This window comes from Sporosarcina sp. FSL K6-1508, assembly GCF_038007465.1.
Lineage (GTDB): Bacteria > Bacillota > Bacilli > Bacillales_A > Planococcaceae > Sporosarcina > Sporosarcina psychrophila_B.
On sequence record NZ_JBBOXF010000001.1, the window covers coordinates 195,729 to 217,540 of the forward strand.

Annotated in this window: 18 protein-coding genes and 1 pseudogene; 6 read left to right on the plus strand and 13 right to left on the minus strand. The window is 39.9% G+C overall.

All coding sequences use genetic code 11. The features are described 5' to 3' along the window. Nucleotides 1-8: 8 nt before the first annotated feature. Complete coding sequence (locus tag MKZ11_RS00795) at nucleotides 9-470, minus strand: RidA family protein (RefSeq protein WP_338655320.1); 462 nt, start codon at nucleotides 468-470, stop codon at nucleotides 9-11. Between the two features lie 445 nt (nucleotides 471-915). Between MKZ11_RS00795 and MKZ11_RS00800 the strand changes: the two genes are divergently transcribed. Then, nucleotides 916-1,839 (plus strand): LysR family transcriptional regulator, encoded by a 924-nt coding sequence (locus MKZ11_RS00800; protein ID WP_340792178.1) that lies wholly within the window; start codon nucleotides 916-918, stop codon nucleotides 1,837-1,839. Between the two features lie 118 nt (nucleotides 1,840-1,957). On the opposite strand, the gene MKZ11_RS00805 is transcribed toward MKZ11_RS00800, so the two are convergent. The 6 genes and pseudogenes from MKZ11_RS00805 to MKZ11_RS00835 form a co-directional block, all read right to left on the minus strand. Then, the gene (locus tag MKZ11_RS00805; protein ID WP_340792179.1) at nucleotides 1,958-2,647 is read right to left on the minus strand and encodes a FadR/GntR family transcriptional regulator; all 690 of its coding nucleotides are present in this window, start codon (nucleotides 2,645-2,647) and stop codon (nucleotides 1,958-1,960) included. Between the two features lie 19 nt (nucleotides 2,648-2,666). Then, nucleotides 2,667-3,626, minus strand: coding sequence for an ornithine cyclodeaminase family protein (locus MKZ11_RS00810; protein ID WP_340792180.1), 960 nt, complete (start codon nucleotides 3,624-3,626; stop codon nucleotides 2,667-2,669). A 124-nt stretch (nucleotides 3,627-3,750) separates the two neighbouring features. Further along, nucleotides 3,751-5,211, minus strand: a complete 1,461-nt coding sequence (gucD, locus tag MKZ11_RS00815) for an alpha-ketoglutaric semialdehyde dehydrogenase GucD (RefSeq protein ID WP_340792181.1) — start codon at nucleotides 5,209-5,211, stop codon at nucleotides 3,751-3,753. A 9-nt stretch (nucleotides 5,212-5,220) separates the two neighbouring features. Next, entirely contained in the window at nucleotides 5,221-6,153 is a 933-nt protein-coding gene (gene kdgD, locus MKZ11_RS00820) for a 5-dehydro-4-deoxyglucarate dehydratase (protein ID WP_340792182.1), read from the minus strand. Between the two features lie 1,194 nt (nucleotides 6,154-7,347). Then, a pseudogene (locus MKZ11_RS00825) lies at nucleotides 7,348-8,558 on the minus strand (IS3 family transposase). Nucleotides 8,559-8,627: 69 nt separating this feature from the next. Then, nucleotides 8,628-8,912 (minus strand): hypothetical protein, encoded by a 285-nt coding sequence (locus tag MKZ11_RS00835; RefSeq protein ID WP_340792185.1) that lies wholly within the window; start codon nucleotides 8,910-8,912, stop codon nucleotides 8,628-8,630. Between the two features lie 52 nt (nucleotides 8,913-8,964). Between MKZ11_RS00835 and MKZ11_RS00840 the strand changes: the two genes are divergently transcribed. The 3 genes from MKZ11_RS00840 (at nucleotide 8,965) to MKZ11_RS00850 (ending at nucleotide 9,674) form a co-directional block, all read left to right on the plus strand. Next, on the plus strand, nucleotides 8,965-9,186 hold the full coding sequence (locus MKZ11_RS00840; protein WP_340792186.1) for a DUF1659 domain-containing protein: 222 nt from the start codon (nucleotides 8,965-8,967) through the stop codon (nucleotides 9,184-9,186). A 66-nt stretch (nucleotides 9,187-9,252) separates the two neighbouring features. Continuing rightward, nucleotides 9,253-9,471, plus strand: a complete 219-nt coding sequence (locus tag MKZ11_RS00845; protein ID WP_340792187.1) for a DUF2922 domain-containing protein — start codon at nucleotides 9,253-9,255, stop codon at nucleotides 9,469-9,471. A 74-nt stretch (nucleotides 9,472-9,545) separates the two neighbouring features. After that, nucleotides 9,546-9,674 (plus strand): YvrJ family protein, encoded by a 129-nt coding sequence (locus MKZ11_RS00850; RefSeq protein ID WP_340792188.1) that lies wholly within the window; start codon nucleotides 9,546-9,548, stop codon nucleotides 9,672-9,674. Nucleotides 9,675-9,762: 88 nt separating this feature from the next. On the opposite strand, the gene MKZ11_RS00855 is transcribed toward MKZ11_RS00850, so the two are convergent. Continuing rightward, nucleotides 9,763-10,029, minus strand: a complete 267-nt coding sequence (locus tag MKZ11_RS00855) for a hypothetical protein (RefSeq protein WP_340792189.1) — start codon at nucleotides 10,027-10,029, stop codon at nucleotides 9,763-9,765. 431 nt (nucleotides 10,030-10,460) lie between these two features. On the opposite strand from MKZ11_RS00855, the gene MKZ11_RS00860 reads away from it, so the two are divergent. Beyond that, on the plus strand, nucleotides 10,461-11,237 hold the full coding sequence (locus MKZ11_RS00860; RefSeq protein ID WP_340792190.1) for a conserved phage C-terminal domain-containing protein: 777 nt from the start codon (nucleotides 10,461-10,463) through the stop codon (nucleotides 11,235-11,237). A 411-nt stretch (nucleotides 11,238-11,648) separates the two neighbouring features. After that, nucleotides 11,649-14,162 carry an NEW3 domain-containing protein gene (locus tag MKZ11_RS00865; protein ID WP_340792191.1) on the plus strand — a complete coding sequence of 838 codons (2,514 nt, stop codon included), beginning with the start codon at nucleotides 11,649-11,651 and terminating at the stop codon, nucleotides 14,160-14,162. A gap of 547 nt (nucleotides 14,163-14,709) precedes the next feature. Here MKZ11_RS00865 and MKZ11_RS00870 read toward each other — a convergent pair. The 5 genes from MKZ11_RS00870 to MKZ11_RS00890 all read right to left on the minus strand — a co-directional run bounded on the left by MKZ11_RS00870 (nucleotide 14,710) and on the right by MKZ11_RS00890 (nucleotide 21,797). Next, on the minus strand, nucleotides 14,710-16,728 hold the full coding sequence (locus tag MKZ11_RS00870) for an acyltransferase family protein (RefSeq protein WP_340792192.1): 2,019 nt from the start codon (nucleotides 16,726-16,728) through the stop codon (nucleotides 14,710-14,712). Between the two features lie 708 nt (nucleotides 16,729-17,436). Continuing rightward, entirely contained in the window at nucleotides 17,437-18,312 is an 876-nt protein-coding gene (locus MKZ11_RS00875; protein WP_340792193.1) for a carbon-nitrogen hydrolase family protein, read from the minus strand. A gap of 148 nt (nucleotides 18,313-18,460) precedes the next feature. Further along, complete coding sequence (locus MKZ11_RS00880; protein ID WP_340792194.1) at nucleotides 18,461-19,348, minus strand: nitrilase family protein; 888 nt, start codon at nucleotides 19,346-19,348, stop codon at nucleotides 18,461-18,463. 38 nt (nucleotides 19,349-19,386) lie between these two features. Then, a complete protein-coding gene (locus tag MKZ11_RS00885) occupies nucleotides 19,387-20,613 on the minus strand; it encodes a hypothetical protein (protein WP_340792195.1) in 1,227 nt (408 codons plus the stop codon). Nucleotides 20,614-20,630: 17 nt separating this feature from the next. Next, entirely contained in the window at nucleotides 20,631-21,797 is a 1,167-nt protein-coding gene (locus MKZ11_RS00890; RefSeq protein WP_340792196.1) for a M20 family metallopeptidase, read from the minus strand. Nucleotides 21,798-21,812 lie beyond the last annotated feature (15 nt).

Sequence of the window (21,812 nt, forward strand, 5' to 3'; positions counted from 1 at the left end):
CGACTTCATCATTTTACTTCAACAACAATTTCAACTTCTACAGGTGTTCCTCCTGGAAGTGAAGCTGTTCCCATAGAAACCCTACTGTGTTTCCCCGCTTCACCAAATACTTCATTCACCAAAGCAGACACTGCATCCATAACTTCCGGCTGCTCAATGAAATCTGCTGTACTTGCCACATAACCTTTTATATTGACAATTTTCTTAATACCATCAAGGCTTCCCATCATATTCCTTACTGTTGCTAAACAGTTTACGAAGGCAATCTTAGCTGCGTCTTGGGCCTCTTCAATAGCAATTGTGTCACCAACAATTCCTTGATACTTCAAAATGCCATCCACCTTCGCAGCATTTCCTGATACAAAAATCAAATTACCGGTTCTAACTCCGCCCTCAAATAATCGCTTACTTTGTTTGACTTGTTCAGGAAGTTTATATCCTTCGTTCTCTAATCTTTCTTCATAACCCATAATTATTTCTCCCTTCCACCCAATAACAATAAGAATACTCCGAGTAATTTTCTTTTGAACCAATCTGCTTTCTGCTGTGATATTGCATTATTTCGAGCGCTGTACAGCATCGTAAGCCTCGTATTATACTAAGATATTCTTTTATTAATTCATCCGCGGGTTTCAACATTATCGTATCTTCCCTTCTTCATTTATAATACTACGAATTATCACATAACTACCAATACTTATTTCTACCTGAATACATAGCTTTTATCTATGGTTGTTGGTATAGTTTTAGAAATCATTCGAAAGTAAAGACAATAAAACTGACTTTTTCTTTCGTAAATGACAATTCATTTTTTCATCAATTTTAGAAGACGGAAAAACCACAATAAACAGTTGATTGCTACCTAGCGAGGAATAAAACATTTTAGGCTTAAAAACATAAGGAGGACAGATAGACATGAACTTTAATAATCTTTACTATTTTAAGATAATGGCAGAATTCCAGCATTATACACAAGCGGCCAAATTCCTTTGCATTACGCAGCCTAGTTTAAGTCGTGCCATGTCAATACTGGAAGAAGATTTAGGGGTTGCGCTGTTTGAAAAAGAGGGCCGCAATGTTCGTCTGACAAAGTATGGTAGATTGTTAAGCTCTTATGTTTCAAAGGGATTTCATGAAATTGAACTCGGTTATGATTTGCTACATCAATTTAAGAAAAAGGATTCTGGGATCATCGATTTTAGTTTCTTATTTGTACTGGGATATCATTTTGTACCTATACTAATTAAAAACTTTCTTGCCGATAAAAATCATAAAAATATTACAATAAATTTCCACCAATGCGATACCGCGACCAGTATAAAAAAGATAAAAGACGGTTCCGTGGATCTTGGATTTTGCACCTATATGCCTAATGAACCCGATATAAATTTCACACCCGTTCTCAAGCAAAATTTGGTTTGTATCACATCTTTAAATCATCCATTGGCAAATCAAACTTCATTATCTATGGAAGAATTATTGCCTTACCCAATTATCAGTTATACTGAGTCAGCGGGAGAAATTCAAAGTTTCATCAATCGACTTTTTTCCAGTTGTTCTAAAAAACCTAATCATTTTTGTACTATGGCGGAAGAAATCACTATGGCTGGATTAGTTTCTACTAATCATAATAATTGTATTGCAATCGTACCCGATCTGGATGTTCTTGATAGTTTCTCCATTAAAAAGATTCCTATTGATCACCCTAATGCATTTAGAAATATTTATCTCGCTACTTCAAAAATTCACCCCACATTACCATGCATAGAGGTTTTTTTCAATTTCATTCTCCAGTACGCAAATTTCTTAAATGAAAAACATGAAGATCTTTCACTCTGAAGGAAATTTAATGGGTAACGGTAAACCCATTCATTTGAATTTGGTATGAACATAAATAAACGTCAACTAATGCCCATCTAAACTTGCAGGCATTAGTTGACGTTTACTATTAGTATAATTACTTCTTTTCGTAATCCTTCAAAATTTTACTTCTCACATAGCTAAGATGCTTATACATTTGTGTAAAGGATTCAAAAGGATCTCTTCTTTTTAATGCTTCATAGATTGCGATATGATGCTCAATTGTAATTTCCGGTTCCCGATAGCTAATTAAGCTATCCGTTTTTTCATGTGTTACAAGCAGGGAATCAATCATTCCCTCAACCACAGGATTATCTGCACTTTGTGCAATAATCCTGTGGAACTCTTTATCTAAACGACCATAATCACCGTCCGCATTCTCTTGTATGGAATCAATGGTCTCCCTTAACCTTTCAAGTTGGTCATCCGTTATTTTTTCAGCTGCAATCGTGACCAAACCCAATTCCAAGGCCATGCGCGCTTCGATGATGGCAGGTACATTATTAATAGATAATGCAAGCATAACATTGAATGGATTACTGCCGACCTTGTTATTTATAAATGTACCTCCACGTGGTCTCCTCGTAATGATCTCCAATGTCTCCAATGAACTCAGTGCTTCGCGTAATACAGGTCGGCTTACATCAAACTGCTTCATTAATGACATTTCTGCCGGCAACTTATCCCCCGGTTTCAATTGTCCACTCATCAACAGGTGTACAATTTGTTCTAGCACCTGTTGTGACAATGTACTTCTACGGATAGTATCCATTTTATATTCCTGCATACCACCCCTCCTCCCAAAACTATCCTAATTCTTTCTTCTTGTTTTTCTTATCGTATCTTTCATAAATAAGTTTCGCTGTAAGGATATCGAAAATGGAGACTCCTACCGATTTAAAAATGGTTGTCCTGTCCTTCACGTTTTCATTAACACCACATTGGACTAGACTTTTCAGTTCGGGAACCATGTCCTCATTATAGCCAAACTTTTTTGCTTGAATCATTTCACCACATTCAGTAAATGCGGCATGCGAGTCAACAAATAAATAATCAGCATCATTAATAATTGTATCAGGAATTTCCTGCATAAATGACTTAAAGGAACCTGAAGCCGCGAAATGCTTTCCAGTTATATCAATCTGTCCGTTGTAGGGGATTACTGGCTCAACGGAAGTCGTTGTTGTAATAATCAATTGAGCCTCTTTCAAAATCGTTTCAGGTTCAGCAACTTCAAACTGGATGGATGGGAATTCACCCTTGGCTTTCTCTAAAAAAGAATCTAGTCTTCCCTTACTACGATTATACACTAAAGCGCGCTGTATCGGCCGAACTACACATGCTGCCTGCAAATGGCTAAACCCCTGATCTCCTGTGCCAATGATGCCAATTGTATCTGTTTTATTGGAGGCCAAGTATTTCATACCTAAACCACTTACAGCGCCGGTTCGCATTGCCGTAATCGTTCTGGCATCCATAAGAACAAGTGGCTTCATCGTTTCTCTGTCACTTAATAGAAAAATCCCCCGTAGTGTAGCTTCCCCGATTACAACATTATCAGGGGCAATCCCTATTAGTTTCGCCCCATAATAATTCTCATAAAATGAAGGCATTAACAAAGCCGAATTTTCACCGTCATTGATAAATAATCTTTCTGGGAGCAATGAACGGTCCTCCCCGTCCTGTAAATAATATGCTTCGACCGTTTCAATAATGTCGCTCATCGAAATGAGTCTCCTAATTTCTTGATCATTAATGTAATCCATATTATCCCCCTTCTCATCATTCCTCGCTAACATACATCTACTTCAGCATAGATATAAACGACTAAAAAAAGGCATGTAAAAATGAGGAGTTAGCTTTTCATCGCATAACTCCTCTGCTTAGATTTTATTTAATAAATACAGTTTTAATAGAAGTGAAAAATTCAATTGCAGCTCTACCTTGTTCCCTGGAATGAGAACTGGATTGCTTCATACCACCGAACGGAGCTTGTAATTCAACTCCTGCACTTTCTGCATTGATTCGTATTAATCCAGCATCCATTTCGTTAATGAACGACAGCATATTCCCAATGTTTGTTGTAAAAATAGAGGCACTTAGTCCATATTCCGAGTCATTTGCCAGTTCCAGTGCTTCCTCCAGTGTATCCACTTTCAAGAGTGCGAGGACCGGACCGAAAATTTCTTCTCTGACAATCGTCAAATCTGGCGAAGTACTTTCAAAAACGGTTGGTTCCACATAATATCCTTTGTTTTCAAGTACTCGATTTCCACCGAATAACAATGTTGCCCCTTCTTCTTTTCCTTTTTCAATATAGGAAAGAACGGTATTCAACTGGCCTTCGCTGGCACAAGGTCCCATCCATGTACCTGATTCAAGACCGTCTCCGACAGTAATTTCCGCCACTTTTTCAAGCAACTTTTCTTTAAATCTATCGTATACCTCTTTTTGAACGATTACACGGCTTGTTGCTGTACATTTTTGGCCAGTAGATTTTAATCCACCACTGATTGTAGCCTCCACTGCCAAATCCAGATCCGCATCATTTGCAACGATAACTGGGTTTTTCCCACCCATTTCAAGTTGATATTTAATTCCCCTTGTAACAGCGCTATGAGCCAGTTGTTTACCGACTGTGTTCGACCCAGTAAACGTAATCGCATCGATTTCACGATGATTTACCATCTCTGTACCAATTTTAGAACCCGAGCCTGTCACCATGTTGATAACACCCGCTGGAAAACCTGCATCGTGCAGGCAGTTAATCACTTTAGCACATGTAATGGCCGTTTCACTTGCAGGTTTAACAACAACGGCATTGCCATAAATAAGTGCTGGGGCCATTTTCCAGAGTGGTATCGCGACCGGGAAATTCCACGGTGTAATTACTCCAACAACTCCGACCGGAACGCGTGTTGTAAACAAAAGTGCTTCGCTATCTGTTGAAGGGATTACGTCTCCAATCGACCGCATCCCCTCGCCAGCATAATAACGTAAGATAGCTACACCACGTGCAGTTTCTCCTTTCGCCTCAGTAAATGTCTTTCCCATTTCTCGGGTCATTGTAGTCGCAATGTCATCAATACGCTCCTCTAATATCGAAGCAGCTTTTAATAGATATTCTCCGCGAACACTTCCTGCTAGTTTACGCCAAGCTTTTTGCGCTATTCGAGCAGAGGTTGCCGCATTATTAAAATCATTGCTTGAGGATAATTGATACGAACCGACCACTTCACCTTTTATCGCAGGATTTTTACTGACCTCCGTCTGGCCTGTATCGGAAGCTACCCATTCGCCGTTAATATAATTTAAGATTGTCGTTGTTTTAGATTCAGTTGTTGTATTCATAATTACCTCCTAGTTTATAGCCTTGGCATGAGTAGGGTATTTCGCCAATGCATTATTAATAATCGATTTTAACTCCTCATAATGCCCCTCTTCTACAGGGGCGATAGGTGCTCGGACATTTGTAGTGACAGGAAGGCCTACGATTTGCATCCCCGCTTTAATAAGTGAAACAGCATACCCTTTTTTCTGTTTCCGAATACGATGAATTGGAAAGATTACTTCTTCATACAATTCATGAATTACTTCGTCATTTCCTTTTAGTAGTGCATCATAATACTTCGCGGAAATGTGAGGGATATAGTTGGAAATAGCCGATGAATAAGAAGTGAATCCAAGGTTTACATACGACGCCATCGTCACTTCTGCTAACGGCATTCCATTGATCCACTCCAGGCGGTCACCAATCAAATGAGTGAGCTCAACATTTAGCTCCATATCACCTACTCCATCTTTATAGCCTACGAGCTGTGGTATTTCACATAGTTTTTGCAAGGTTTTAGGTTCTAAAACACAGTTATCACGTTGATAAACAATTGCATTCAAATTTGTACTTTCTATGATTTTGCTCAAATAATTATAGATTCCATCTTGAGAAGGATCTATCAAATATGGGGGTAAGATCAGGTAACCTTCAGCCCCAAGTTCTTTAGATATTTGAGCTTGTTCAAGAGCATAAGTAATGTTCCCACCAACACCCGTATAAAGTGGTACTTTCCCCTTAGTCTTTTCTGCTGCAACTTCAACCATTGCTCTATATTCTTCATTGCTTATTGCATGTAATTCCCCTGCACCACACGCGACAAAAACTGATTTCAACCCATTATCAATTAAAAACTCAATGTTTTCACCTAAAGCATGTAAATCCAATTTACCTTCTGCATCCATTGGAGCAACTGGGAACCCTAAAATTCCTTTTGGTGCTCTCCTACTAAATGTACTCATGTTAATTCCACCCCTCAAAATTGTATTTATTCTATATGTCTTATTGTAAGACAATAATAATTATCTGTCAACTCTTTTAAAAATACGCTTAAATAATATCTCCACATTCAAATTGTTATACCAAACGTATAAGTAAAATTCGGACTGAATTATGAAGTTTTACTATCATTAGTGAAACAGTGATTTTGGGCTAAGGTTGTCTCATGTATATCTGGCTGAAAATAGCACGTGAAGCGATTATAGATAATAAGTCGGTTCGTGAATTTTGTAAAAAATACAGAATTTTATCTGAAGTTGAACTAAACCTGACAAAACCCAGAATTTCTGGAGGATTATTAACTAATTAATGTTAGTTTGAATGAAAACACAGGAAAAACACAAAGAGTTGCCTGCTGCTACTGGCCATTACTGGTTCGCTTTGGGCGTAGTGAACACTACATAATTACCTAGAAATCAAGCGATGAGATAAGTGACAAAGTCACTTATCTCATCGCTTAGTAATCGTCTTACCGATATTTGTGCGTCGCTTCCCTATGATGGTCATAGAAGAAGAGTGCTTGCTTTTTAATATGAAAGAGTAGATTCATTCCTAGCACTCGAAGCTACAATTTCGTGCTCTACTCCCGTTAAAATTCAGCATTCATGCAAATAAAGGTGAGCTCTTTGAAGTACTAGCACTCCAAGCACTGCGTATTTCTGTACAGGCAACCAGACTGAAAATGATCTAGAATCTTCCCGGCTATTATTCAGGTGTCTTGCGAGAACTCATTTACAAGGCGTTATTCGACGAGGCATTTATGGATTATGACGTAGCAGTTGAGGAGTTTTTCTATCGACGAAAAGAAGTATATCCAACAGACTGATCGACAGCTCTAACTAGTCTTATTAGGTTTGTGAACTGGGGGGTGAACACTTCTGAGGTTTCATTAGAGACTCCCCCGTTTGTTGGACATCTCCGACTTTTCGTTGGAAACTCTGAAGGTTTCGTTGGAGGGATTTCATAGTTTGTTGGACACTTCCGGGGGTTCGTTGGACACTTTCCTGTTTGTTGGACATCTCTGACTTTTCGTTGGACACTCTGGAGGTTTCGTTGGAAGGTTTTGGTATTCTGTCAAGAAAGTGGACATGAATTAATGAGCGGTTATTTTAAAAAGCCTACCGCGCTGCGCTTGCTGTACTTTCATGGAAGAGCAGTTAAAAAGCCAACTGCTCTTCCACGAAAGTTGTGAGTGGTTTCTGGGCATTTTTCTCTTTCAATTCTTGATACTGTGACTCGAAAAAATTAGGGGAGACATAGTCTAACGTGGAATGGATGCGTTTCTCGTTATAAAACGAGATGATGTAATCCAACACTGCCGTCTCTGCTTCCTTTCGTGTCTTGAACTTCATTCGGTAAATCAGTTCCTTCTTGATTGTCGCATGGAAGGATTCAATACACGCATTGTCGTAACAGTCACCTCTACGACTCATGCTGATTTGGCACTGCTTCTCTTTAAGCAGTCCAGTATAAGCAACAGACGCATACTGGGAGCCCTGATCTGAATGGTGAATCAACCCTTCTTCTGGGGAACGGAAATGAAAAGCACGCTCCAGCGCCAGTTGAGGCAGCTTCGTGGATAGGGTGTTCGCTAAGTTAAAACCAATGATCTTACGAGAGAATAAATCCATCACCGTAGCCAGATATAGCCACCCCTGACTTGTCCAGATATAGGTGATATCCACGACCCACACTTGATTGGGATGATCCGCATGGAAGTTTCGTTTTAACAAATTAGGATAAATCGGATGTTCATGATTAGATTGAGTTGTCACCGTATAGTGAAAAGGCACTGTAGCGCATAAACTCAGCTCTCTCATATAGTTTGAGACAGTCTTCTCTGAAAGTGGTACCCCTTGTTTCTTCATAATCCGTTGGATTCGGGGGCTTCCATAGACCTCCCGATTCTCGTGAAAAATTTGTTTGATTAACTTTAATGCCCCTTCTTTTTTCTTCTGCGAGGCACTTTGTACTTTTTCACGCCATTTATAGTAGCCGCTCTTTGAAACCTTTAGAACTTCGCACATCCTATTCACGCGGTATTCTTCCCGATGCTTTTCAATAAATGAATAGATCACTGCGGGTTTTTTGAAAAGATGTGCATGGCTTTTTTTAAGATTTCATTCTCTTCCTTCAGTTCCTGGATTTCTTTTTCAAGCGCTCGTTGCTGCCTTATCCGCTCGGTAGGGGTTACAAGTTCTTCCCCATTACGTTTTCCTTCCAGTTCTTTTCGATGGTGACTTACCCACTTTCGCAAGGTACTGACAGGCACATCCATCTCCCGTGAAATTTCAATCTGTTTTCTTCCGTCTTCCACCACCAGCTTGACCAAATGCTCTTTCAGCTGATTATCTATTCGTTTCTTCATAATGGACACGCTCCATTCAGTTAGTTTGTTCTCTCCATCCAAACACGCTCATTGGATTGTGTCCACTTTCTATACTACATTCAGTTTTCCTAGTTGGTTGGACACTTCAGGAATTTGGTTGGAAACTTCCTCGTTTGTTGGACATCTCTGACTTTTCGTTGGGCACTTCTGGGGGTTTGTTGGACACTCCCCGGTTTGTTGGACATCTCCGACTTTTCGTTGGACACTCTGGAGATTTAGTTGGAGAGATTTCATAGTTTGTTGGACACGTCCAAAGTTTCGTTGGAATCTCGATACATAGATACCTGAAATCCATTGCTCTAAACCAATATCATAATAATTTTTACAATCCATGTCTCCTTTCCCTCCCTTTTACTCTATATAAAGGGTGAGAGGAGGTGATCACATGGCAGCAACAATCGAATTTCAACAGGCGGCCGGCAAGGTTTACTTCGACGGAGGTTTGACGGAGGACGGCAAGCTCATCCGTAAATCGAAAACGTACCGCAATATCAAGGAAAATGTACAAGCCGAAAACTTGTACAAAGCGCTGGAGCAACTTGCCCAGCTATCGGATTTCCCTTTCATCGGAGCGGAAATCATCGAGACATCAAGCGTAATTGACTAATTAGGAAATGCGGAAACGCCTGGGTAGAGGCGCTGAAGCTAGACAACAAAAAAGGAGGGATAAAAGATGGCCAAAACATTACAATTAAACTTCAACACAGCATCCGGTAAAAAGGTAACAATGACGGTGGATGAACCCCGTGCGGATTTGACCGAGCAAAACGTAGAGGCGGCAATGCAGGAAATCATCGCTTCAGATGTATTCGAATTGAACGGTGCTCCACTCGCATCGGCAGCGGGAGCACGAATTGTAGAACGAAATGTAACTGAACTTGTAAATGGCTAACAGGATGCAATGACCGGTTCACCAGTTTTCGGACTGGGGACCGGTTTTTGTGTATAGGGAGAGGAGGCAAGGGCATGGAACAATGGATGAGTCTTATACAGGAACTCGGATTTCCGATATTTGTATCATTCTATCTTTTGCACCGGCTCGAAACAAAACTCGTCGCGATCCATGATGTTTTAGTTACCTTAAAAATGAAGTGAAAGGTACCTACCATTTTATAAAAAGAGTTGTCCCACAGGTCGGTAATCCCCCGACTTATGGGACAACCCGATTTAAAATGTCTCGGATTTACCGTTCACTACTTAAACTCCGTCTCCATTTCCGCGCGTCCCTTCGATGAATTGGTTCGATATAGTGGTAATACACAAATGGGAGATCCATGTCCTTGACGCTATCTACATAAGTCCCATTTACATAGGTTGCTTCACCTCTTTTAGATAACACATTTTCAAGACATTCGTCAACGACGGTAATCGTCCCATTGTCTTTCTCGCTAAGATGATTGATCAGCCCTTGTGTATCTTTGTTGTTTTCTAAAATGATATAAGCTTTCATAGTATTATGGCCTCTTTTCTTATTTGCAGTATTTACTATATACATCTAAAAATAGAATTCACACTACATGTAAATAGTACCATGATATCTGAATAATTCAATAGTATTGTATCTAAAATTAATTCTTACGGACGCAATCATTACCATCATGAAGAAAAAATAAATTTCATCAAGTTGTATCCCCTTTCGAATGGATTGTCTATATAGAGAGTGAAAGCATCTTTCGTCTAGGCAAAAGATGTCGTGCTATCGTCCAAAAACACTCGCTATATATGTTGAACTAATGATTCTATATAATCTTCAGCGAAGGCGCCTCACTGGCTTATTGCAGGAGGCATCCCCAAGCACCGAGCGTTGTTGAGAGGATTCTTTCAACATATGTAGTAGGCAGAAATGTGTATGTACTTCATTCGACCAGAGGAGGTTTCGTGATGATTTTATTAATTAAAGAGTCGCCGCTTCAAGTGCTTCCCTCGCTTGCTATGCAAGTAGGGTTAAACGCGGCTGTTTTACTTCAGCAACTGCATTTTAGATCGCTCATCTCGCCGAATGTGCGGGATGGGCATAAGTGGGTTTACAGAACATATGAAGAGTGGAGAAACGAAGAGTTCCCATTTTGGTCTGTCGATACGATTAAAAGAGCGATTCGTAAACTGGAAGAGAGCGGCTATATCATTTCAACCTCTCAGTATAATCGGATGAAAATGGACAAGACAAAATGGTACCGCATCAATTATACAATGCTGCAAGGGCAGTCGGTGCAACTTGCGCCTTCGATGACGGCAGAATCACCCCAAGAGGAAGTGCAGATTGCCCCCTCTACTGAGGGCAAAATGCCCCTAGCAATAACCAAAGAGGTTAAGAGTATTAAAAAAAACCTTGTCGAGAACGATCTCGACGTTGTATCTGTCATTGAGTACTTAAATGATAAAGCAAACAAGCAATTCAAAGCATCCTCGGAGGCGACAGCACGATTGGTGAAGGGACGCTTCTCTGAAGGGTACACAGTGGCGGATTGCAAAAAGGTCATTGACACGAAAGCGAAGAACTGGCTGGATGATCCACATTGGCAGAAGTATTTACGTCCTTCCACATTATTCAATGCGACGAATTTTGAAAACTATTTGGAAGAATCGAGGGTCAGTGACTTGCCGGAAAGCAGTCCGCCAAAGCCACTTGAATTAGACTTTAGCAAAGGGGAGGCGTAACGGATAGCGTGTCAGGAGCAGATTGAAAGAAGTGTGTTAGGAACGATGTTGGCGTAGAATAACGCGGGGTGACAGTCACCAAGTCAACTCTGACACTATTCAGGCAATTAACGTTATTTACTTTTCGCGGTATGTTGTTCTTCAGAATGTACCTGTCACCCAGTCAATTCTGACACAATTTACTCATGAAAAACGAACCTCCATTTAATTGCCTAAATTCCAGTAAGTATAAAGTCACCGATTCATCCGTTTTAAAGGGAACATGCTACCATTTCAGCAAGTAAACTAAACACTCACTTTACTTATAAGCACGTTACCTATAGCATTAAATGCAAGGTTATTTGTCAAATCACCTTAGATACTCCTCCCTTGTTCAGCAAATAACCTCCAAAAATAAGGAGGGAAATTGCAATGAAGAAAACCGCGATACTTTTCTTTTCTTTACTCTTGGCCCTTTCCACCATCAGTGGATTTCCGAGATCCACGTCGGCAGAAGAACTGCATGACACGGAATTGTGGAATGTACTGAAACCTCTCGATACGACTATCTCTTTTCTTAACACCGGCGCGCATCCCGACGACGAACGAAGCGATTTATTAGCCTACCTGTCCCGAGGGCTAGGCGTGAAAACGTCCAGCTTAATCGCGAATCGCGGGGAAGGCGGGCAAAATGAAATTGGAACTGAGCTCGGGAATGCATTGGGAATCATTCGCTCCCAGGAAATGAAAGAAGCTGCGAAAATCACCAATGTGAAAGCATATCATTTAAGTGAAACGACTTCCGATTCCATCTATGATTTCGGGTTTGAAAAGACACCTGAAGAAACGCTGAAAAAATGGGGTGAAGAGGTCACATATGAAAGGTTGATCCGCTTTATTCGCAGTTATCAGCCTGATATTGTCATGCCTTCATTCAGAAATGTCGACTCCCAGCACGGACATCACAGGACGATTTCCATTTTGACGGAAAAGGCATTTAATGACGCTGCCGATCCAACGATTTTCCCGGAACATCTTAGGGCAGGCATAGCGCCGTGGCAAATCGAGAAACTTTACTTGCCGGCTGCATCAGCGGAAACTGCCACTCTCGGTATTGAAATCGGCATGTATGATGAGATTTACGCAATGAGCTATCCGCAACTGGGCGAAGCTTCCCGCTTTATGCATAAGAGCCAAGGTATGGGATCTACGATTCAAGTCGAGCCACGGACCGTTAATTTGGAATTAGTTGATACTGCTTTTGATCAAACAGAGGACGCTTCTTTATTTGCCGGAGTCCCTTACGACTTCTCGGACTTGGCAAAGCAAATTGAAAACACGGATAAAAGCTTAGCAAAAAAATTCATTTCCCTGCAAAACGAATTGGAAAAGACGCAACTTGCCTACCCAGATCGTTCAGCAGTTCTTAAACTTTCTCAAAAAAGCTTGAAAGACGTTCGCCATTTAATTCTTGATTTGAATAAATCCAAGCTTCCTAAAGCCACAAAAACCAAATTGCTCAGCAAACTTAAAACGAAAAACGAGCAATTGCAAGAAACATCCTATATCGCCTCTGGTGTAGAGATTGTTGCAACATTACCCGACAACGTTCTGACGACTGGTGAAGAAACGACTGCAACAGTCACGATTACGAACAATGGCACAGCTAATTTAAAAAATCTTTCGCCTTCCATTACATCCATTGAGGGCTGGGAGATTGTCCAAACGTCTAACGTGTCGACTTTGAAACCTGGCGAATCCGCAACAATTGATTTCAAAGTGAGTGTTCCGAAAGATGCAACTTATTACCACGCGTACAAAAAACCTGCCCTAGAAGCTGAGCTTACATTTAAAGAGCTTGGCGAAGAAGTTCGTCATATTCAGAACTTCGAAGGAACCGTTGCGGTTCTGCCTGAATTCAGCGTGACAACAGATCCGACCAGTGTTGTGGTGAATACACTTCATCCCCAACAAGAAATCCCCGTAAAAGTGCAAGTGAAAAACTACCATAACGGCGCTGCAGAACCAACAATTAAGATTGATGTTCCAGAAGGATGGTCAGCTCCATTTAATGAAAAAATAATTACATTCACAAAAAAATATGAAACACAGGAAGTCGTATTCAACTTGACTCCCGCCACCAACATTGAGGAAGGCTCGCTCGAAATCGCTATCTCAGCCGAGTGGAACCGCAAAAAATTCACATCCGCCATCCAAGAAATCGAATACGACCATATCGGAAAGTACTATTTGGAATCTCCGGCCAAGCTCAATGCAGTCGCTTTTGAATTAAAAATTCCAGAAAATCTTAACGTCGGCTACATCGAAAGCGGTTTTGATACCGTTGCAGATGAACTGAAAAACGCCGGAATGAACATCACAAAGCTATCCCCCGCAGACGTTGAAAGCGGAGACCTCTCTCAATTCGATACGATCGTCGTCGGCATTCGAGCTTATCTGTCACGAGAAGATCTCCTCAAAAATAATGACCGCTTATTGAAATATGTCGAAGACGGTGGACACATCGTTATGCAATATCACAAACCAGATGACAAATGGAATTCCGATTCATCCGCTCCATTCAAGCTGGTCATCGGAAATCCATCCATTAAGTGGCGCGTAACGGACGAAAATGCAAAAGTAACCGTCACACAACCGGACTCCACACTCTTTTCTTTCCCGAACAAAATTGGCGATTCCGATTGGGCGAACTGGGTCCAAGAACGAGGCCTCTATTACCCAATGGAATGGGCGTCCAATTTTGAAACATTCGTCAGCATGGCCGATCCCGACGAAGCTCCTTTCGAAGGTGGCATCCTGATGGCCAAACACGGTAAAGGTACGTACCTGTACACGAACCTCGTCTTTTACCGCCAAACGCAAAGTCAGGTCCCTGGAGGGTATCGAATATTGACTAATTTAATTAGTCATGGAGTGAATAACTAAGTTTGGTGGAACGCCAAGGAGATTATTTCTCTTTGGCGTTTTGGTATGGATTGGTTGGAGGCTTAAGTTTCGGGTACCAGGTTCTAACACAATTCAGATGACTCTCTTTGAGAATCCTCATTTGTGAAATAAGTCAAAACTTTTTGATGTCTTTCGTAGCGTAAAGGGATTTTTCTGTTTTCAATAATACCAAGTACCTCAAAAAATAAATTAATTAATACCCTCACCCAATTGAAATTTGAATTGTTTAACATAATCTTGAGATTGATGTATCTATGAAAAAATTACGATTCAGCTTTCGCCAGCGGATAAACAGAAAACAGCAATTGAGCGAATTGATTTCCACTCTATTATTTACTTGAATGGTGCCTGTGTGTGGTTGAATTATGTTAGTTCAACATTATAAGTAAAGGCCCGAAAGAAAGGCAACCGAATATCATTTCGGTTGCCTTTCTCATTCACTTTATGCAGTTGTAGTGTATTGTACAAGTAGTTTCATGCACCAGGTAACTAAAATTAAATTAGCATTCATGGTGCTATTACGTACTTAATCCAACAATTCGTCCCCTTCATCCAAACTTTCTAAAGCTTCCTGTAACGGCTTCTTCAAAGCTGGTGCTAATGTTTTTGCGTACTGTGCAGTAAGATGGTTATTGTCACGATAAACAATTACATTCCCGATGACAGGATGGCAAGTTGTACCATCACAGAAGTAATCAGTCAGATCTGCAAAAATGACGTTCGATGGAATCCCCTCTGTATTTTCCCATGGCACTACTTTCGATACCCCTTGATCTCGTGTAATTGCACAATCTAATGGGTTGTCTGCACGTTCTAAACAAGTGGGAATATGCTTTTTCATCCGTGGATTATCTCGCACCGCGAAAACCGTCGTGATGCCTTCAAGTTGCTTCCACTGACCGATATATCCCACTGGAACTGTATCGTGCTTATTTAATGTAGAAGTCGTAAATACTAAGTCAGGCGGATCATCTTGTAAGTGTTTAAGTAAGTTCGCATTCCACTCTAAACACGTTTCGGTTAATTGATTTTCCGGGTCTTCATTTGTGAAGCGGCACCCATCATGATTGTACAAATCAAGTTGAAAATTCATCTCCTCAGCCAAAATCTCCAGTGCTGGAAACCAATGCCCTGAATGCGAGCCACCAACTAATGCAATGGTATAGTCTGGATTGTTCGATTCATTAAAAGAACATTTCTTTACTTTAATTTGACCTTTCCCTAGGCACTCCATTTGGCCATAAAATGCTGGTAAATCTTGCTTAATATCTAACAGAGATGGAATGGGTTCAAGCCCTTTAGGTGGCTCAGTCTTTTCGTAGATAGCCCTCGCACCAGGATAATCCTTTTCATCGTGAGCAGTAACAAGCATTTCTGCCTTCACGTCATCAATATACGATGAAATCAGGATCATTGAGCTGCCTGCAATACATACCATCATCGTCAATAAAGCAATAACCTTTCCCTTCATTTTCCTACTATCCATCTTCAAAACGGGTGCTTCAATTAATCTTGTGGAAATAAAGGATAACACTACTGTCACAACTAAAAGCAAGACACCGTCAATAAGTGGAACTGTCTCCGTGTTCATAAAAGATTGATAAAATAGTAAAAGCGGCCAATGCCATAAATAAATGCCGTATGTAAGTCCACCTAAAAACAGCAGTGGCTGTACACTTAAAATACGTTCGACCCCGAACCTTGTACTATTTTCAGATGCGATGATTAGCAATACGACACCACTAATAGGAACTAGCGCTAAATAGCCTGGGAATACCGTTGACACGGGTAATAAAACCCCCGTTAAACAAACAATGGATAAACCAAGCCAGCCAAGCAACGTATTTACCCATTTATTCAAAACTAAATAAGGTAACAGCAATGCTAACAATCCACCAACACCAAATTCCCACACCCGTGCAAATGTATCAAAATAGGCCCATGGTTGATTTTGATTTGTTTGGTAAATCGAATAACTTAACGAACTCGTACAAATAATGAGCAATGCGACTAAAAATGTTTTACGCACAGGCGTTTTGAAAACCTTTTGTGCAAGAAAATAGACCGTTATGATTAAAATTGGCCAAATAATATAAAACTGCCCTTGCACGCCAAGTGACCAATAATGCTGAAACGGACTAGCAGAATTATCTTGTGCTAAATAATCAACCGCATCAAACGCCAAGCGCCAGTTTTCATAATAAAATATAGACGCTGTCATATGGTGAATGATTTCGCCCCACTGGATTTGAGGTAAAAACAATAAAGAAAAGCCTCCGACTACAACAATAACTAACAAAGCTTGCGAAAATAATCTTTTAGATAATCCTAAAAAATGCTCTCCCAGTTTAATCGTGCCCATTCTCTCCATTCGGGATAGAAGAGACGTCGTAATTAAAAATCCTGAAAGAATAAAAAATACATCTACGCCTCCAGACACTCTACCCAACCAAATATGATAGACCGCGATGAGTAAAGTTGCGATCGTTCTGATTCCTTCAATTTCCGGACGATACCTCTTCTCAGGCTTTCTTAAGTCCGTCATACAATCATCCTATCTATTTTACCTAACAATTTTTGTTCCTCCTGTAGACACTACTATCTCCAACTAAACCCTGACTTAAGGCGGTAAATGCTGCGATATGACAGATTGCTTTTTTCTAGCCGACTTTCCATGGGTGGCATTTCCAAGCCCCGCATCGAATTTAGCGGACTTATTATTTTAACATATAGACGTAGCGTATAAATTATTTTAACCAACATCCGCGTTGGTAATAATAGGTTAAGTTGTTACATTTCAACGTTTTCTATGAAAACAGAAACCGTTGATTTCCTAATTCAGAGTTCAGGAGGTTCAAGGGCTTTAAACAAAGAAAAAGGCACCTCCCTAGACTCCGTGTAACGGTAGCGACTAAACTACCAAAACCCAATGGAGAATGCCTTATGTCTATTGCCAAACAAACAAGTCTGTTTGATATGAATTATAGTAAATGGAAAACTCGCGTCGCTTTTTTTACAGTTAGATAGGCAAAAGAAAAAGCCCTTTGACCCATTAATAGGTCAAAGGACTGTCTTCCATTCAACAACCTTTCCCGCATTAACGGAAATTAATTATCTGAGTTGCGTTAGAGCCTGGTACCCCAATTTAGCCGTTCGAAGCGGCTAGCCGCCATACGCTTTCATCTATTGAAAGGATGCAAAAGTAAAAATCAAAAAACTTAGTTCACTCTATATTAATTTCTAAAGGTTCCATTTATTTAACAAGATCCCCATATTTCATTGGTTCTCTATCATTAAAGAACATGTAATCACTTCTGCTTTTGAGTAAAGACGTTTTCGTTAATATCGCTGTAATATCCTCTGTATCATTGGATAAAGATTCTGCTAATACTTCGCCTTGAGCATTAACAATCTTGCTTTCTCCAAATCTTTCCCAACGTCCAAATGCTTCACCCAAAAATTGCCCCCCTGCCGCATTGCACATAAGAAAATGAGCTTGGTTTTCAATCGCTCTTATTAATGGGGTATTCGAAAATAGCCTTTGCTTACTTTCCCCGGCTCCAATCCCCCCGCTCTGTCCACCCTTCCAAATTGAACTCGGGGCTATGAGAATTTCCGCGCCTCGTTTCGCTAAAATACGTGACACTTCAGGAAAAAAAGCTTCGTAACAAATCAACATTCCGATTTTCCCGATTGGAGTTGAATATACTTCTCCAACGTCCCCTTTTTTGTAATAAAGTTTTTCAGCAGATGGTAGATGAAGTTTACGTGTAACTCCTATTACTCCTTCTGGGCCAATTAAGATTGTGCTATTATAAATATCAAACTCTCTCTCATCCCGTTCTGCCATTCCACAAACCACATAACAGTTATTTATTTTTGATTTATTGACAATGGCTTGGATCATTTCACCCTTGATTGTTTCCGCATCTTCCTCCCAATGCCGTTTACGTTCATTTTGTTGATGCACAAAAAAACCAGTCAAACTCATTTCAGGAAATACGATAAGTTGAATACCTGTAGATGCTAATTCATCGATTTTATTCAAATGAAACTCTAAATTCTTTTTTTTATTATTTTTTGGTACAGGCTCAAATTGGACTAATGTAACTTTTAATTTGTCTATCATCTTTACACCTCTAATTCTGTGGTCTCCATTTTTCTCTTAAATAGTTAAAGGGAGAAAAAGAAGAGGTGGCCTTAAAAACCGCAATATAACGGATTTAAGTACACCTCAATCGCTAATGCGAGCAATTTCAGTTCAGCTACGAAATATCTTAGCGTGGAAATTTATTTCCACGTGTGTATCCTAGCATCTCATCATAAAGATCCGTTCTTCTATCTCTCACTAAGTCATTCAAATCATTCCAAATTGGGGCACTTCGAGCATCTGACAAGTCGATTTCAGCATGCAAAATGACCTCGCCTTCTGGAGCTGCAGGTCCCGTAATTGGCCATCCATTTATTCCAGAGATTAAACTACATCCAAGGAATTTAGCTTCTTTTTCTACACCAACGCGGTCAGCTGCTGCTATGAAAACATTATTAGTGTGGGCAGCTACCATTGTTAAATAAGTAGCCATGCATTTTCCGCTTTCATCAAAAAGTGGCGGCGGCGTGAAAACCCAGTTATTGCATGAACAAATAATATCTGCACCTTGCATGCTGAGAATTCTTGCAACTTCAGGGAACCAAATATCCCAGCAAATTAACATTCCAATTCTTCCGATTTCTGTTTCAAAAACAGGATAACCAGTATCGCCAGGAGAAAAAAACAACTTCTCAGTATTCCATAAATGAGTTTTACGGTATTTCCCAACGAAGCCTTTGGGACCAATTAATACCGCAGTGTTAAATAATTGCTCTCCATCAACTTCCGTTATTCCCGCAACAATATATACATTTTTTTCTTGCGCCTTTGCTATCCACTTATCCATCGTCGTGCCGTTTGGCACGAGCTCGGCATGAGCAAATGCATCAACTCTATTCTCAAAGCTATAACCCGTATTGCATAATTCCGGTAGTACAATTAAATTAGCTCCATCACCTGAGGCTTGATCGATTAATTCAAGGGTCTTGTTTATATTTTTTTCTTTATTTTGTAATCCAACTTGTGGATCCATTTGCACGACGGCAACGTTAACTGGGCTTGACAATTCCTTCACAACCTTCTCATTTTATTAGTTAGTTATCCTGATAAAAATTAAAACCACGGCAACGACTCGATGACAACAGCTACAATAATTGTACAAAGAGCCATTGAAGTTACGTTTGCTACAGTTGGATGAATATGCTCCGGTAACTTCTTCGAAAAGAATTCAGCAACAGGAGCTCCCAAAATGCCTCCGAGCACTCCTGCAATTACGATAACCGGCATACTTGCTCCGAACATTAAAACACAGGCCGGCCCTACACTCACTACTGGCACATAAGTAGCGTACCAACCCAATTCAATGTATTTTTTATGAAAAACGAAAACTCCCACTGCTGCACTTATAAATTGCGACAATATGATTGCTGGTATAGTAGCCGAAGTGTATCCACTATTGAATATCATTTCGATGCTTACACCTAATAATAAGAAAATACTTGCCACTTCATTTCCATAGAAAGGAGCCTCTGTGAAATCCGCTAGCACTCTTCTTACAAACCAGGATGGGCTAGACATTTGTTTCGTCAGTTCTTCTTTTGATAAAGACGGGGGATTATCGTCAATAATCTTTGCAGGAACTTTTTTCATCCAAGGAAGTACATGGCATATATGGTAAATAACAATTCCAGTAATAGCCATAGTCAATACATTACTAACTACTCCGGGAACCCCCAATAATGGTGTTAATGTGTTCATTAGCCAAAAAGCAATTGGAAAACTCAACAACCCGCCCAAAATAGAACCAGTAAATAATGCTCTATAACTAGGGCCATATAAAAGAATGACAGCTGGCGGAACACCAACTACAGTTATAAATGTTGGTAGCCAAGTATAATTCCCAGAATTAAATTCATTTGTAAAATTCAAGACGAAGATAGTAATCACTAAAGATATCACTTGTGAAGCAAATACCCATGGCCACAGGTTGCTTCCATAACAAATACGGATACCTGCTAAAGGCGACTTTTTAACATCTAATCTCCAAGCAATAAATCCACCGATAATCATAAACACGGATGCTAAGACACCGGTGTAAAACTGTGCATCGGTAAAGTTCATCAGCAACCAAATGCATTTATAAAAGAAATTGCTTCCGGCCTCTTCTGCTACCCGCTCATAAAGTAGCCATGAACTATCCATCTGGAACTGCGTAAGGAAATAATACAAACCAAATCCAAGTATTAAGGTGTAGATAAATCCAAGAAAGGGACCAGACAATTTAACAGAAACACCGGGTTTTAATTGACTAACTTTCCCTATCGTTGAAGACTTCTCCATAATAACCCCCTCCTTTTTTAAGCAACTTCTAATATATAACGTATATAAATTTCCGTAATTCTTCTTATTGATGAAAGCGCTATCTTTTCATTCAATTGATGAGCCATCTCATCGTCCCCTGGCCCTAAAATGACAAATGGAACGTTTAGATCAGGTACAACTTGAGACGCGTCAGTATAGAAGTACAGCCCTTTAAAGTCTAACTCTCCAGACACTTCATCACATATACGTTTTACTTTCATCACAAATTCATTTGTATGTTCGGTTTGAATAGCAGGTCGATTATTTTTAATCTCAATATCAATATGCAGTTTTTCATACTCAGTCATCAAGTATTGCGCTATTTTTTTTGACTTTGAAATAATCTCTTCATTTTTTTCTGTCGGCAAAGTCCGAATATCTAAAGACATTTTAGCATGAGCCGGAATGATATTTGTTTTAACACCACCTTCAAATTCATTGACAGAGATTGTTGCTTTTCCTAACAAAGGATGGTCATATGCAGTGTCTATTTCGATTCTTAAAAGATTTATAAATTCCATTAATTTCTCAATTGCATTGACTCCTAGTTCTGGTCTCGAGCCATGCGCTGGTATTCCTTTTGCTGAAACTTCTAACCAGAGAGCCCCTTTTTCTGCTATGCCAACTTTTTCATTAGTAGGCTCGGGAATAATGATTTCTCTTGTATTTGTGAAATATCCAGCTTCTTTTAAGCTCAATATCCCCATTCCATCCGATTCTTCATCAGCAGTAAAACAGAAATGTAAGTCCTGTCTCGGCGTCACTTCATGTTCCAACAGATAAAGAATCGTTAATATCATCGCCGTTATCCCACCCTTCATATCTGCAGTTCCTCTGCCAAACATAAAGTCTCCATTTCTAAAAGCTTCAAAGGGTGGATGCGTCCATTCATCTATATGGCCAACAGGAACTGTATCAACATGACCGATAAATGCAACGGAAGTTGATGAATTTTCCCCGGGGATGGTAATAACTAAAGAAGCTCTATTAACCCCATGATCAATGACTTTGTATAATATCGAATCATTTTCAAAAAAAGACAAGATGGCTTTTATCATGTCCATCTCATTTCCTTTCGGATGAGTGGAATTAATCTTCACTAATGTTGATAGGATTTTTTCGCAACGCTGTTCCATCTCAACTTGTTTAATATTTATAGTCATTTCTTACTCCTTCAA

Coding starts and splice junctions, on each gene's coding strand:
- MKZ11_RS00795 (WP_338655320.1), bottom strand. CDS start 470: ATGGGTTATGAAGAAAGATTAGAGAACGAAGGATATAAACTTCCTGAA.
- MKZ11_RS00800 (WP_340792178.1), top strand. CDS start 916: ATGAACTTTAATAATCTTTACTATTTTAAGATAATGGCAGAATTCCAG.
- MKZ11_RS00805 (WP_340792179.1), bottom strand. CDS start 2,647: ATGCAGGAATATAAAATGGATACTATCCGTAGAAGTACATTGTCACAA.
- MKZ11_RS00810 (WP_340792180.1), bottom strand. CDS start 3,626: ATGGATTACATTAATGATCAAGAAATTAGGAGACTCATTTCGATGAGC.
- gucD (WP_340792181.1), bottom strand. CDS start 5,211: ATGAATACAACAACTGAATCTAAAACAACGACAATCTTAAATTATATT.
- kdgD (WP_340792182.1), bottom strand. CDS start 6,153: ATGAGTACATTTAGTAGGAGAGCACCAAAAGGAATTTTAGGGTTCCCA.
- MKZ11_RS00835 (WP_340792185.1), bottom strand. CDS start 8,912: ATGGATTGTAAAAATTATTATGATATTGGTTTAGAGCAATGGATTTCA.
- MKZ11_RS00840 (WP_340792186.1), top strand. CDS start 8,965: ATGGCAGCAACAATCGAATTTCAACAGGCGGCCGGCAAGGTTTACTTC.
- MKZ11_RS00845 (WP_340792187.1), top strand. CDS start 9,253: ATGGCCAAAACATTACAATTAAACTTCAACACAGCATCCGGTAAAAAG.
- MKZ11_RS00850 (WP_340792188.1), top strand. CDS start 9,546: ATGGAACAATGGATGAGTCTTATACAGGAACTCGGATTTCCGATATTT.
- MKZ11_RS00855 (WP_340792189.1), bottom strand. CDS start 10,029: ATGAAAGCTTATATCATTTTAGAAAACAACAAAGATACACAAGGGCTG.
- MKZ11_RS00860 (WP_340792190.1), top strand. CDS start 10,461: ATGATTTTATTAATTAAAGAGTCGCCGCTTCAAGTGCTTCCCTCGCTT.
- MKZ11_RS00865 (WP_340792191.1), top strand. CDS start 11,649: ATGAAGAAAACCGCGATACTTTTCTTTTCTTTACTCTTGGCCCTTTCC.
- MKZ11_RS00870 (WP_340792192.1), bottom strand. CDS start 16,728: ATGACGGACTTAAGAAAGCCTGAGAAGAGGTATCGTCCGGAAATTGAA.
- MKZ11_RS00875 (WP_340792193.1), bottom strand. CDS start 18,312: ATGATAGACAAATTAAAAGTTACATTAGTCCAATTTGAGCCTGTACCA.
- MKZ11_RS00885 (WP_340792195.1), bottom strand. CDS start 20,613: ATGGAGAAGTCTTCAACGATAGGGAAAGTTAGTCAATTAAAACCCGGT.
- MKZ11_RS00890 (WP_340792196.1), bottom strand. CDS start 21,797: ATGACTATAAATATTAAACAAGTTGAGATGGAACAGCGTTGCGAAAAA.